Below are 12,732 nucleotides of genomic sequence, written 5' to 3' on the forward strand. Positions count from 1 at the left end.
AGGTTAGACCAATTTAGTTTCTATTCACAATTTGCATTGCTTTCGAGTTCTAAATGGATTAGGTCTCCCTAAAAGGAGGTGATCCAGCCACACCTTCCGGTACGGCTACCTTGTTACGACTTCACCCCAGTCATCAGTCCTACCTTAGGCATCCCCCTCCAAAAGGTTGGGGTAACGACTTCGGGCGTGACCAACTTCCATGGTGTGACGGGCGGTGTGTACAAGGCCCGGGAACGAATTCACTGCAGTATGCTGACCTGCAATTACTAGCGATTCCTCCTTCACGAAGGCGAGTTGCAGCCTTCGATCTGAACTGAGCTACGGTTTATGAGATTCGCATCACATCGCTGTGTAGCTGCCCTTTGTCCGTAGCATTGTAGTACGTGTGTAGCCCAAGACGTAAGGGGCATGCTGACTTGACGTCATCCCCACCTTCCTCCGGTTTGTCACCGGCAGTCTCTCTAGAGTGCCCAACTTAATGCTGGCAACTAAAAACGAGGGTTGCGCTCGTTGCGGGACTTAACCCAACATCTCACGACACGAGCTGACGACAGCCATGCACCACCTGTGTTCACGCTCCCGAAGGCACTTCCATCTTTCAACGGAATTCGTGACATGTCAAGCCTTGGTAAGGTTCTTCGCGTTGCATCGAATTAAACCACATACTCCACCGCTTGTGCGGGCCCCCGTCAATTCCTTTGAGTTTCACAGTTGCCTGCGTACTCCCCAGGCGGGATACTTAACGCGTTAGCTACGGCACAGCTCGGGTCGATACGAGCTACGCCTAGTATCCATCGTTTACGGCTAGGACTACTGGGGTATCTAATCCCATTCGCTCCCCTAGCTTTCGTCCCTCAGTGTCAGTCTTGGCCTAGCAGAGCGCCTTCGCCACCGGTGTTCTTCCTGATATCTACGCATTTCACCGCTACACCAGGAATTCCCTCTGCCCCGACCACACTCTAGCTTTGTAGTTTCCACTGCTTTTATTTGGTTGAGCCAAACTCTTTAACAGCAGACTTACAATGCCACCTGCGGACCCTTTACGCCCAATCATTCCGGATAACGCTTGCATCCTCCGTATTACCGCGGCTGCTGGCACGGAGTTAGCCGATGCTTATTCCTCAGGTACCGTCATTTTGTTCTTCCCTGAGAAAAGAGGTTTACAACCCAAGAGCCTTCCTCCCTCACGCGGTATTGCTCCGTCAGGCTTTCGCCCATTGCGGAAAATTCCCCACTGCTGCCTCCCGTAGGAGTCTGGGCCGTGTCTCAGTCCCAGTGTGGCTGATCATCCTCTCAGACCAGCTACTGATCGTCGCCTTGGTAGGCTCTTACCCCACCAACTAGCTAATCAGACGCAAGCTCTTCTTCAGGCAGCAAGCCTTTCACCTCTCGGCACATTGGGTATTAGCCACCGTTTCCAGTGGTTGTCCCCAACCTGAAGGTAGATTCTTACGCGTTACTCACCCGTCCGCCACTATCTCCGAAAAGACCGTTCGACTTGCATGTGTTAAGCATACCGCCAGCGTTCATCCTGAGCCAGGATCAAACTCTCCATTTTGTGTTTTCGAGTTTGTTGGCTCCGAAATTAGTTAAAATCTCGAATCCTCTTTCAATTATCTTTACGACGAGGATTGGTTTAATCTATTCTTTCAAAGTATTATTTTTTCTCGGTTCAGTTGTCCGGGAGTTGTTTCTTTCTCTCGGCACTTATTTAATATAGCAATCCTTCCTTTTTCTGTCAAGGGGGTTGAGAAATATTTTTTTAGGGGGTGGGTGATTTCAGGGACTGAAAAGCTGGAAACGTTGAGGGGAGAGGATTTTTCCCTAGTGGCGTTTGTTTTCACTGGTTCAGATTGTTTTTTTTGGTAGTGGATTAGGGACTTCCAATTAAAAAAATACCCAAAAATTTCTCGTGGTGCGGGACGAATTGCCTGCTAATCATCAAGGACGGGCAGGATGCCCATCCCACAAAATTGGGTAATTTATTTTTTGGTGTTCCCTTAGATCAATGCCAATAGCTGTTTTTATAATACTGTTTATCAAAACTATCTTCACTGTTGCTGTTTGCTGGGGTGTTGTCGTAGAAATTTAGTTTGAATTGGGTAACGGATTGTGCCAGACTTTGACCGTAGTAGTTAAACTGCTGTACTGTCACTGTTGCTATATTGCCGAAATGCAACTCCAACTGATTTTCGCTCTTGGAGACAACTATAGGAGGAAAGGGAGTAGAGGTTGGTGTTGGAGATTGCAGCTTAAAAGGCAATTGTGAAATTATATTAATTAGTTGCAGAGGGAAAAAAGAGTCTAGAGGGGGGAAAAGAGATGGCATTTTCGGTCCTGGCTGTGAAGGTGTTGTCGGCTCTGGAGGATTAGTGCTATTCGCAGATGTGCTTCTAATAATTTGGAGGACTTGGCTTTCGGTTAGGTTATGGTTAGCACTAAGCATAAGAGCGACGACCCCAGCAATGTGAGGGGCTGCCATAGAAGTGCCATTGTAACTGGCATATTGATTATTAGGTATTGTGGAGTAAACATTAACTCCGGGGGCGGTGACATAGGTGATTTCTTCAGGACCAGACCGGTTGGAAAAATCTGCAAGATTATTATTTTCATCTACTGCACCTACGGCAATTCCTGAATTATAGGCGTAGCGGGCGGGATAGGATGGAAGTGAGCCACTATTATTACCTGCTGCCATGACGACTATTACGCCTTTGCTACTGGCATATTCAATGGCCGACTTGAGCGTATCGCTAGAGGAATTACCTCCTAGACTAAGGTTAATTACATTTGCGCTATTATCAACTGCGTAATAAATACCCTTAGCGATATTCGAGTAAGAACCTGAGCCATTGGCATCTAGGACTTTGACTGGCATAATTTTGGAGTTATAGGCAATGCCAGTAACACCAATGCCGTTATTTTCTGCGGCTATGGTTCCAGCAACATGAGTGCCATGATCATTATTGTCTAAAATATTATTGTTGTTATCTATAAAGTTCCAACCTTGAACATCGTCAACATAGCCGTTACCATCATCGTCTATTCCATTACCAGTTATTTCTTTGGCGTTACCCCAAATATTATTTTTTAAGTCTTGATGGTTGTAGTCTACGCCTGTATCTAGTACGGCAACAATAGTTCCTTGTCCTGTATATCCATTATTCCAGGCTGTGGGAGCTTTGATCAGATCCGCTCCCCAATTATTGCCACCCAAGTTGGGAGCATCTGTATAGGGACTAACGCCTGCGGCTTTACTGACTGCTAATCCGGCGTTAACTAGTCCATAGCCATTGTTAGAGTTATAGCTGCTATTACTAGCTATAGGGGAGTTTGTTTCTAGATTATGTTGAGAAGAATTACTATGATTACCCCAACTTATACTATTGTCGGTGGGATTTTGAAGGGGATTTGTTTGGGAAATAGCAGTGTAATTGATTTCTTTTTGAGAGGGGATGTTTTGATAAATATCAACAAATGACATAAGTATTTAAGCCTCAAGAATAGCAATATTTTTTTGACAAGGTGATTTTGTCAAAATCTGTAAATACAATAATTTGAAATTGTTGGTTATTTCTTCTTTTTAATTATTACTATTAATCGGTAATACAAAAAGATATTTTAATCACGAATAAACTAATTTTTAATAAATGATTCCAGGAAAAATAAATTAATATTTGATGACATAACGATTAATTGTACATAGCAAAAATATAATTTCATGACAAAATCATGATTCTTTGATATTACAAAAGAAGGGAACAGGGAACTCTTAACTGGGAGCAAATAAGAAACACTCATTTGCACCAGTTTAGAGCTTCAGTCAAAAAAACGATGTTTTTAAAAGATGCGTAGCACGAAAAAAACAGTGTCATTATTTCAATCTCATGTTTTTAAACATGAGTTTTTCCTGTTCCCTGTTGCCCGTTCCCTGTTCCCTCTGAAAAATAATGATTTATTAAGTAGGTTGGCGTTGAAAATTGTCGTTATAGCAAGGCAAGAGGCAAGAGGGTTTGGGCGATTTTACTTTTCTTTACACAGTTTGGTTTTATTGTGTTCACCTACTGATCGGTTATACAACAATTCCCGATCCCATGAAATACAATAGAGGGCGCAAACCCTGCGCCCCTACTTGTTTGGCGATAAAAAACTGGACTTGATAACATCAGGAAGTGCTGTAAATACAAAAATCCCCAACTTTGTGAATAAGCTGGGGAGATAAAAGACAATCAATAAGTAGGTTAGCGTTGAAAATTGTCGTTATAGCAAGGCAAGAGGCAAGAGTGAAGAGGGTTTGGGCGATTTTACTTTTCTTTACACACTTTAGTTTTATTGTGTTCACCTACTTAGTGGATTTTTCAATGCATACAGATTTAAAGATAAAAACTGTGCCTTATGATAGCAGGAGTGATGTGTTAATGTACAAAATCATCTGAGAGGGTGTTTGAAAAGTCATGATTGCTGTATCAAATATTTTACCCCTCCCTAACCCTCCCCTTTATAAGGGGAAGGTTAGGGATTTTTATTGTTTCCCCTCTTTGCAAGGGGGGGGTAAAAATGTGATGGAAATTACGGGATACCACTTTTAAAACATTCTCTAAACGGTGGTTAGGAAATGTTTATTAATTTGAGAATATCTTCTTAAGAAGGTGGATAACCAGCAGCAATTAAAGCTTCTCTAATAACAGATTCCGAAGCTTGAGTTTCTACATTGACAAACTTGGTTTTAGTATCAGCTTCCACAATAGCATTAGCGTCAATGGCTATAACTGCCTTGGTTATATTACTAGCACAAGTAGAACAAGCCATTCCAGGAATAGTGAGTTTAATTGTCATGGGTAAAAAGGAGTGAAAACTCAATTAGAAGTCACAAAAATATGCATCTTAACTGACTGCATTATGCTTGAAAAAATAGTATATCCTAAATTTTCTAAATTAATTAGTCAAGATAGAACAGTTACGTTGATTTGTGGACATTAATTTGTCAAGTGGCCATTTAATCCAGGGCTATTTCATTCTTCTCTAGCCCGCCTCAGAATGAATTCTGATAGCTTGCGTGGCGAAGCCATGTCTAATAGCAAAAGTCGTCTCAAGACGACTAAAGAAAAGTTCATAGTCCGTTAAAACGGACTTAATTTATTAGCATTGAACTTCAGTTCAGGGCGGACTATGTTTAGAACGAAATAGCCCTGCCATTTAATCTGGGAAGCGACAACAACACTTATCTACAAAATCATTCGCTAAATCCAATAATTCCAGATCATCAATATTTAAATCAATATTACTTACTAATATATCTTTTACAGCCGATGTTTTGTCATTATCTCGAGAAATTCTCAAACATTCTTCTAAATCTACTGCTAAATCAAACAAGGATGCGTCTCCTACATACTTTCTAATTTTGATGGCGACATCATCATCACTAACTAAAAAGTCTTTAATCCCATCAAATAAAGGATTAGATATTTCATCATCATCCCAAGTTTCTAGCCAATCACCTTCCACATCTTCTACATAAATATGAACAAAATTTAGTCCATAATTTAACCAATCTTGCTGCATACTCCGGGCTGCTGCTAACGCTTCCGTCAGGTTTTCGAGTTGAGCGCTATTATTAGTCTGTTGTTGGTTAACCATAAATGGTGTTTTCAGCGGATTAATGATGTTAGCTAGGACACAGATTTCGATTTCAATATTCGGGAATCAGGAAAAATTCACATACTTCCCTTCCGCAAGATGATCACTGTTATACAGTGCAACATTGACTAACTGATGGATAAAATCATTATCTTGGGGATTGTAACTCAAGAATAATCCTCTTTCTATTTCCCACAATTGCAGTGAATTTTGCCACTTTTGATACTTTGTGTTATGAAATTCTTCACTGACACTGGTAACTTGAATACAGAGTGGTTTATTTTGATGATTGCTAACAATCAGGTCTGTCGCCATGGAAAGGTCAGCTATATAACGCCGCCAAAAGTCACCCTCCCGGTGAACAACATCCTGAGCTATATATTTAATGATATCACTATCAGCCTGATTAAACTCCCCCGCCATCATTTTTTTCTTCCAAATATAAAATTTGGTGTCTGTGGCATTTATCCATTTAGGGAACAGATAACCATACCAATACCTTTCATTGGCGGTCATTTGCTCAAACTGTAATCTTTTGTCTTCCTCCGAAGGTAAAGATTTAATTGCTAACCAAACCCTAGAGTCCGTAATTACTTCTAATAAAAAAGCGACAACGATGGGTTTGGATATCAGCGAACCAAGCTTGATATGTTTAATCCAACGGTTGATATCTCTTAGCTTTGCCGTGAGATTCGGATCTATTTCAGCGGCTTGCTCGATTAATAAATTGAGTCTATCTTTAATTTCCTTGGCTTCCAAACTATACCCTGTTGTAAAATACTAACATGACATCTAAGGATTTATATCCTACTAAATCGGTAAATAAGGTTGTTAAAAACATTATGATTATTTTATCTTACGGCGGACTGAACAATTCAGCGTTGGTTAATTGTCGTATTGGAGTGGGATTAGATTAGCATATCAGTAAATAATCTTTACAATTGAGGCAAGTTTATGAAAATCTCAAGTTTTTTGGCACAACTTCGTTAAAAATAGTTTTCAGTGACAATATCGTTTACATCCATCACTATGTCTCAACCAACTATAGAATCCATTTTACAGGAAAAGCGGCTATTTCCGCCTACCAGTGATTTTTCAGAAAACGCCCAAATCAAAAGTTTAGCAGACTATCAGCGTCTTTATGATCAAGCTAAGGCTGATCCTCAGCAATTTTGGGCAGAATTAGCAGAAACTGAGTTAGATTGGTTTCAAAAATGGGATACTGTCCTAGATTGGCAACCACCTTTTGCTAAGTGGTTTGTCAACGGTAAGATTAATATTTCTTACAACTGTCTTGACAGACATCTCACTACTTGGCGGAAAAATAAGGCGGCGTTGATTTGGGAAGGCGAACCGGGAGATTCACGGACGCTGACTTATGCTCAATTGCATCGAGAAGTATGCCAGTTTGCGAATGTGTTGAAGCAGTTGGGGGCAAAGAAAGGCGATCGCATTGGTATTTATATGCCGATGATTCCCGAAGCTGCCATTGCCATGTTAGCCTGTGCGAGAATTGGCGCACCCCATAGCGTTATTTTTGGTGGTTTTAGTGCTGAAGCTTTGCGCGATCGCTTAAATGATGCCGAAGCTAAGTTAGTGATCACAGCCGATGGTGGTTGGCGCAAGGATGCGATTGTCCCCCTCAAAGAACAGGTAGATAAAGCTTTAGAAAATAATGCAGTTCCCAGCATTACAGATGTGCTAGTTGTCAAGCGCACAAATCAAACAACTCACATGGCAGCAGGGCGTGACCATTGGTGGCACGATTTACAAAAAGGCGTTTCCGCTGATTGTCCCGCAGAACCAATGGACAGTGAAGATATGCTGTTTGTTCTCTACACTTCCGGTAGTACGGGCAAACCGAAGGGGGTAGTTCATACCACAGGTGGTTATAACTTATACAGCCATATCACCACGAAATGGATTTTTGATCTCCAAGATACAGATGTATATTGGTGTACTGCCGATGTCGGTTGGATTACTGGACACAGCTATATTGTTTATGGACCTCTTTCCAACGGTGCAACTACTCTCATGTATGAAGGTGCGCCCCGTGCTTCTAATCCTGGATGTTTCTGGGATGTAATTGAGAAATACGGCGTTAATATTTTTTATACCGCACCAACGGCAATTCGCGCCTTTATCAAAATGGGTGAACACCATCCTAACAAACGAAATCTTTCTTCCCTACGATTACTGGGAAGTGTGGGTGAACCCATTAACCCCGAAGCTTGGATGTGGTATCACAAAATCATTGGTGGTGAACGCTGTCCCATTGTGGATACTTGGTGGCAAACGGAGACAGGTGGGATTATGATTACACCTCTACCTGGGGCAATTGCCACTAAACCAGGTTCAGCTACTCTCCCATTCCCCGGTATTATTGCGGATGTGGTAGATTTAGAAGGAAATACTGTCCCTGATAACGAAGGTGGTTATTTAGCCATTCGTCATCCTTGGCCGGGAATGATGCGGACTGTGTACGGTGATCCTGATCGCTTCCGCCGGACTTACTGGGAACATATTCCGCCCCAAGATGGTAATTATACGTATTTTGCCGGCGATGGTGCCAGAAAGGATGAGGACGGCTATTTCTGGGTAATGGGGCGCGTGGATGATGTCCTGAATGTCTCTGGACACCGCTTAGGAACGATGGAAGTAGAATCTGCGCTGGTGTCTCATCCGGCGGTAGCTGAGGCTGCTGTGGTGGGTAAACCGGATGAACTGAAAGGTGAGGAAGTTATAGCTTTTGTGACCTTAGAGGGGACTTACCAAGCCAGTGAGGAGTTGAGTAAGGAACTGAAGAAGCACGTTGTTAATGAGATTGGGGCGATCGCTCGTCCTGGTGAAATCAGGTTTACTGATGCTTTGCCGAAAACCCGTTCTGGGAAGATTATGCGGCGGTTGTTGCGGAATCTGGTAGCGGGTCAGGAGGTGTCGGGCGATACTTCGACTTTGGAGGATCGCGGTGTTTTGGATAAGTTACGGGAAGAAAATTAAGTAACTGTGTAAAATCTGTATGGGTTGGGCAAAATTGCCCACCCTACGGTTATTGATGATAACCGGATAATTGAGGAATCAAACTGGTGGTTTTATTCACACCATCCCAAACTATCCAGTTGATATCATTAGCTAAATCATCAGCTTGATTGGTAACTTTAAAATAGAATTTGTCACCGTTTTTAAACTGCACTGCAAAGTCAGCATTTTGGGCAAAAACAACTATAAAACCTCTATCCCGTAAGCAATACATCGCCCAATTTTTTAAGGATTGTTTATGGGGTTCATGGGGAATTGGGGGGTTAGTAATTACGTCTGCAATGACTTTTAAAACTTTTTCCATTTTTGGAGTTAATTAGGATTACAACGAATTTTAATCATAAACCCATTGGGGTCATAAAGGTACAGTTCTTCAGTAGCATGAGGGGGGAATATGATGATAATCAACTTCAAGTTGTCTTCTTAGTTCATTGAACGTATCTTATTTATTAGATTTCTAAATAATGTCTATAATCAAAGAGCGATCGCGCGTTAAGCACACAAAAAATAACATCCAAAGCTAGTAAAAGTTATATTTTAATTGTTCCCTAAAATATCTTCAAAGTTATGATATATAAGTAATAATAACTCTACCCCCCTCTTCTTGCATAGCAAGTTTAAGTTTAAGTGGCACAGGCTTCTAGCCTGTGAACCTGCTAAAATCAACCTGTGAAAGTTTGAAAAATTAACCCTATCAAATGATTAGTGTGAATTACTTTCAGGAGATAACTATTAATTACTTTCAGAAGATAACAGGCAGGATGCCTGTTCCACAATTCAGAGTTAAATTATTTTAACTAAGATTCTTCCCATAAAAAAGGATAATCTTCAGGATTTTCCACTAAATTAGCTTTAACAGGATTTTCCCTAATATAATTCCAAGTATTCACAAACTCTTGATGATTTCTCATGATCCGATCATATCTTTCATCTTGCCACACAATGCCAATATGCTTCATAACTTTGGGAATTTGCTTAGAACTATAACTTTTAATGCTATGTACAATACTGCTTAAAGACCAATATTCATTTTCTGATTTAGGTAAAGGCTGCATTAACCAATGAACATGATCTGGCATAATTACTAAAGCAAAAGTACGATATCTAATTTGATTTTGACTAGCATCAAAAAACAAACAACAGTTTAAAACTGTTTGCCTTGCTTCATTCGTTAATTCCAACTTATCCCAAGTTTTAAAAGTGACAAAATAAACAGATCCCACTAATTCCCAATGAGGTAAACATCTCTTTTTGATGTCTAATTCTGGGTTGTTTTCTACTGGTAAAAGTTTAGATTGTTCTATTTCCATAGTTTTAATATGATGTTGTTAATGATTGATATTTAGAGTATATCAAAATTCATAAAATTATATCTAATTAAGTGGCACAGGCTTCCAGCCTGTGAAAGTGTGAAAATCAGACCTGTGAAAGTGTGAAAATCAGACCTGTGAAAGTGTAAAAATCAGACCTGTGAAAGTGTGAAAATCAGACCTGTGAAAGTGTGAAAATCAAACCTGTAAAGTGATTAATTTTAATTCTTGTAACTATATTTTTAGGCATAAACCTTCCTCAATTCATAGATTTCTGATTGTTTTTCTTTTTCTTCAACTAACAAAAATTCATGTAATTCATCTATAGAAATAGGAAATTTATAAATATTATCTTCTGATTTATAAACATCTTCAAAAGATTCTATTGCTTCCTTTAATTTATTAACTGCATCTTATTGAGTATCTCCCAGCTATTAGCTAAAGAAACTAATTGTACTTTTTGGACTAATAATTTATTCTCAGCGATTAGTGTATTAATATGTCCAGATGATTGATCCTGTTTAGCAGTGATTTCTTCTTTAACACTTTCTGGTAATAAAAATTGAGCTTCGTTTGTCAGGAATAAATCTAGGAAATTTAACCGAGATAGGAAAATTAAAGGGGAAGAGTTAAATACTATTTTCATCATGCTTACCAATTTTTTTCTATAGCGATATCTTCAACGGTAAGATATGAAAAATATATTCCCATTAATTCTAAAACTTTCAAAAATATTTCTGTATCCATTTCCATGATTTCGGCTGCTTTATGTAAACTAATTAACCTGGATGTTAAAGCACCGAGTACAAATATAAATGTTTCTTTTTTTTCTATACTCTGGAATAATTGTACTTGAGATGCGATTTCTTGAAAGCTAGTTTGGTGATTCATTTATTTGATACTGTTTAATGGATTAAGTCTATTTTTATAATTATATCAAATGGTAAGGCGATATTGACCTCTCCCCCAACCCCTCTCCTTGTAGGAGAGGGGGATGGGGGGTTAGGTCGGTTTGGGATACTGGAGGAATGCGATCGCACTTCCAAAGCATAACCAAAGAGCGATCAAGGAGAATATAATTCAATCAATGAATCTATAAAAGAAACTTTAAAATCAGAACAAGAAATGTCTCTTTTTCCCCTCCTCAATAATGGCATAACAATTATTACGCAAGACTTAAACCTCATAGATGATGATAAATACCAATTAATTGATTATCAGCTTGTTAATGGTTGTCAAACTAGTCATGTTTTAGATATATGTAAAGACTTTCCTAACATAGATAATATCATTATACCTCTTAGAATAATTGAAACAGATGATGATAATATTAGAAATAAAATCATAAAAGCAACAAATTCTCAAACAGAAGTCAAAAAAGAATTACTTGCTGCTTTATCTGATTTTAATAAAAAATTGGAAGAATGTTATGAAAGTCAGCAATCAAGACATAGTAAACATCTTTATTATGAAAGAAGACCTGGACAGTTCTTTAATCAAAATGTTATTAAAACGAGGATTATTAAGATTCAACCTCAGATCAAAAGTTTCACCGCAATGTTTTTAGATGAACCTGATAAAGTTAAGTATTTTGATCAAAAATTAATTGATAGAATTGGAAGTGATATTTTTCACAAAGATCACTATCCAAGTTGCTATTCCTTCCTCAGTCCAATCTTCCTCAATGTAAATCTTCTCATTTTTAATGCGAACATAAACAGAAATTGATTTCACTCGTTTATTATTTTTCCAACCAATATTAAACCAAAGATATTGACTTCTTTGATCATCAAACATTAAAACCTGATCTATATCAGGATCAGGTACTTGTGCTGAAATTCTTTCATATTCAGTGAGGATTTGTTTGATTATATTTTGATAATGAGTTAGCTTGTCCATTTGATAATCTCCTCTTTATTAATATCAACAACCAACAGTGAAATTGATATTTTTGTAAAATTAATTCAATTGCGACTTGTTCAAAAAACTTCTCATAAATTTTTTCACCAATTGCTAAATAAATTCTTTTACATTAGATATAGATTTGAAATTATTCTTTTTCCAAACTATCAAAAGGATTAAGTAATTTTAAATCACTAATCCAACGAAAATCATCAATATTTCTAGTGACAACAGTTAAATCATAAACTAATGCTGTCCCGGCAATGATAGCATCTCCTAAAGACATTTTTTTAATTTGTTTTAGTCTTACTCCTTGCTCAATTACCACTTGAGAAACTGGTAAGATTTGAGAAGCATTAAAAAACTCCTCAAAATAGACTTTATCTTCATCATTTAGCTGATGATAACCCAACACTTCAAGATAAGAAAGAGCAGATACAAAAGGAGAATTTTCAGCGATAAACTCCCTTAAAAACTCATTTTCTACTTGTGCTGCATAGATAATAATATTGCTATCAAGTAACATCATTTAATCACGATTTGGAAGAGAGCGATCTTGACGAATTTCTTGTTGCCATTTTTGTGGATCAATTTCCGCAAAAATATTCTTTTTTGAGATTTTTCTTAATGCTTCCGCCATTTTTTGTCCATTAGATTTAGTTGCGGTGGTTGACGTTTGTTCTAAAAAAGTAACCTGCACTTGAAATGAACCATCTAAGTTCATTTCGGGAGTTTTATCAATCCATTCAATAGAATTGTTTTTCAAAATAGCGTTAAATGTTTTTAACATGATTTTGTTCACCTATTAATAATTGACATTCAGGTGAGCCATCAAGACTCACCC

12 protein-coding genes, 1 rRNA gene and 1 pseudogene are annotated in these 12,732 nt (G+C 38.5%); 2 read left to right on the plus strand and 12 right to left on the minus strand.

Annotation, left to right across the window (positions count from 1 at the left end):
* Positions 1-71 precede the first annotated feature (71 nt).
* The 5 genes from NG743_RS09625 to NG743_RS09645 all read right to left on the minus strand — a co-directional run bounded on the left by NG743_RS09625 (position 72) and on the right by NG743_RS09645 (position 6,396).
* A 16S ribosomal RNA gene (locus tag NG743_RS09625) occupies positions 72-1,558 on the minus strand.
* Between the two features lie 447 nt (positions 1,559-2,005).
* On the minus strand, positions 2,006-3,484 hold the full coding sequence (locus NG743_RS09630; protein ID WP_257121905.1) for a S8 family peptidase: 1,479 nt from the start codon (positions 3,482-3,484) through the stop codon (positions 2,006-2,008).
* Positions 3,485-4,641: 1,157 nt separating this feature from the next.
* Complete coding sequence (locus NG743_RS09635) at positions 4,642-4,836, minus strand: heavy-metal-associated domain-containing protein (RefSeq protein WP_027402613.1); 195 nt, start codon at positions 4,834-4,836, stop codon at positions 4,642-4,644.
* A 360-nt stretch (positions 4,837-5,196) separates the two neighbouring features.
* Complete coding sequence (locus NG743_RS09640) at positions 5,197-5,637, minus strand: hypothetical protein (RefSeq protein WP_027402614.1); 441 nt, start codon at positions 5,635-5,637, stop codon at positions 5,197-5,199.
* Positions 5,638-5,703: 66 nt separating this feature from the next.
* Complete coding sequence (locus NG743_RS09645) at positions 5,704-6,396, minus strand: hypothetical protein (RefSeq protein ID WP_027402615.1); 693 nt, start codon at positions 6,394-6,396, stop codon at positions 5,704-5,706.
* A 270-nt stretch (positions 6,397-6,666) separates the two neighbouring features.
* Here NG743_RS09645 and acs point away from each other — a divergent pair, with 270 nt between their 5' ends.
* Positions 6,667-8,637: an acetate--CoA ligase gene (gene acs, locus NG743_RS09650; protein ID WP_193962195.1), complete on the plus strand. Its 1,971-nt coding sequence runs from the start codon at positions 6,667-6,669 to the stop codon at positions 8,635-8,637.
* Between the two features lie 49 nt (positions 8,638-8,686).
* Here the strand turns inward: acs and NG743_RS09655 are convergent, their stop codons facing one another.
* From NG743_RS09655 to NG743_RS09670, 4 genes are all read right to left on the minus strand, one after another.
* On the minus strand, positions 8,687-8,980 hold the full coding sequence (locus NG743_RS09655; RefSeq protein ID WP_027402617.1) for a hypothetical protein: 294 nt from the start codon (positions 8,978-8,980) through the stop codon (positions 8,687-8,689).
* A 493-nt stretch (positions 8,981-9,473) separates the two neighbouring features.
* Entirely contained in the window at positions 9,474-9,986 is a 513-nt protein-coding gene (locus NG743_RS09660; RefSeq protein ID WP_051424339.1) for an REP-associated tyrosine transposase, read from the minus strand.
* Positions 9,987-10,380: 394 nt separating this feature from the next.
* Positions 10,381-10,635, minus strand: a complete 255-nt coding sequence (locus NG743_RS09665; protein WP_257121906.1) for a PIN domain-containing protein — start codon at positions 10,633-10,635, stop codon at positions 10,381-10,383.
* A 2-nt stretch (positions 10,636-10,637) separates the two neighbouring features.
* The gene (locus NG743_RS09670) at positions 10,638-10,877 is read right to left on the minus strand and encodes a hypothetical protein (RefSeq protein WP_257121907.1); all 240 of its coding nucleotides are present in this window, start codon (positions 10,875-10,877) and stop codon (positions 10,638-10,640) included.
* Between the two features lie 234 nt (positions 10,878-11,111).
* On the opposite strand from NG743_RS09670, the pseudogene NG743_RS26870 reads away from it, so the two are divergent.
* Positions 11,112-11,564: pseudogene (locus NG743_RS26870) on the plus strand (AIPR family protein); the annotation flags it as partial.
* 24 nt (positions 11,565-11,588) lie between these two features.
* Here NG743_RS26870 and NG743_RS09675 read toward each other — a convergent pair.
* From NG743_RS09675 to NG743_RS09685, 3 genes are all read right to left on the minus strand, one after another.
* Positions 11,589-11,885 (minus strand): element excision factor XisI family protein, encoded by a 297-nt coding sequence (locus NG743_RS09675; protein WP_257121908.1) that lies wholly within the window; start codon positions 11,883-11,885, stop codon positions 11,589-11,591.
* Between the two features lie 151 nt (positions 11,886-12,036).
* Positions 12,037-12,417, minus strand: coding sequence for a type II toxin-antitoxin system VapC family toxin (locus NG743_RS09680; protein WP_257121909.1), 381 nt, complete (start codon positions 12,415-12,417; stop codon positions 12,037-12,039).
* Positions 12,418-12,678 (minus strand): hypothetical protein, encoded by a 261-nt coding sequence (locus tag NG743_RS09685; RefSeq protein WP_257121910.1) that lies wholly within the window; start codon positions 12,676-12,678, stop codon positions 12,418-12,420. It abuts the gene before it with no gap.
* Between the last annotated feature and the right edge of the window lie 54 nt (positions 12,679-12,732).

The sequence above is a fragment of the Dolichospermum heterosporum TAC447 genome (genome assembly GCF_024584745.1).
Lineage (GTDB): Bacteria > Cyanobacteriota > Cyanobacteriia > Cyanobacteriales > Nostocaceae > Dolichospermum > Dolichospermum heterosporum.

Coding starts and splice junctions, on each gene's coding strand:
- NG743_RS09630 (WP_257121905.1), bottom strand. CDS start 3,484: ATGTCATTTGTTGATATTTATCAAAACATCCCCTCTCAAAAAGAAATC.
- NG743_RS09635 (WP_027402613.1), bottom strand. CDS start 4,836: ATGACAATTAAACTCACTATTCCTGGAATGGCTTGTTCTACTTGTGCT.
- NG743_RS09640 (WP_027402614.1), bottom strand. CDS start 5,637: ATGGTTAACCAACAACAGACTAATAATAGCGCTCAACTCGAAAACCTG.
- acs (WP_193962195.1), top strand. CDS start 6,667: ATGTCTCAACCAACTATAGAATCCATTTTACAGGAAAAGCGGCTATTT.
- NG743_RS09655 (WP_027402617.1), bottom strand. CDS start 8,980: ATGGAAAAAGTTTTAAAAGTCATTGCAGACGTAATTACTAACCCCCCA.
- NG743_RS09660 (WP_051424339.1), bottom strand. CDS start 9,986: ATGGAAATAGAACAATCTAAACTTTTACCAGTAGAAAACAACCCAGAA.
- NG743_RS09665 (WP_257121906.1), bottom strand. CDS start 10,635: ATGATGAAAATAGTATTTAACTCTTCCCCTTTAATTTTCCTATCTCGG.
- NG743_RS09670 (WP_257121907.1), bottom strand. CDS start 10,877: ATGAATCACCAAACTAGCTTTCAAGAAATCGCATCTCAAGTACAATTA.
- NG743_RS09675 (WP_257121908.1), bottom strand. CDS start 11,885: ATGGACAAGCTAACTCATTATCAAAATATAATCAAACAAATCCTCACT.
- NG743_RS09680 (WP_257121909.1), bottom strand. CDS start 12,417: ATGATGTTACTTGATAGCAATATTATTATCTATGCAGCACAAGTAGAA.
- NG743_RS09685 (WP_257121910.1), bottom strand. CDS start 12,678: ATGTTAAAAACATTTAACGCTATTTTGAAAAACAATTCTATTGAATGG.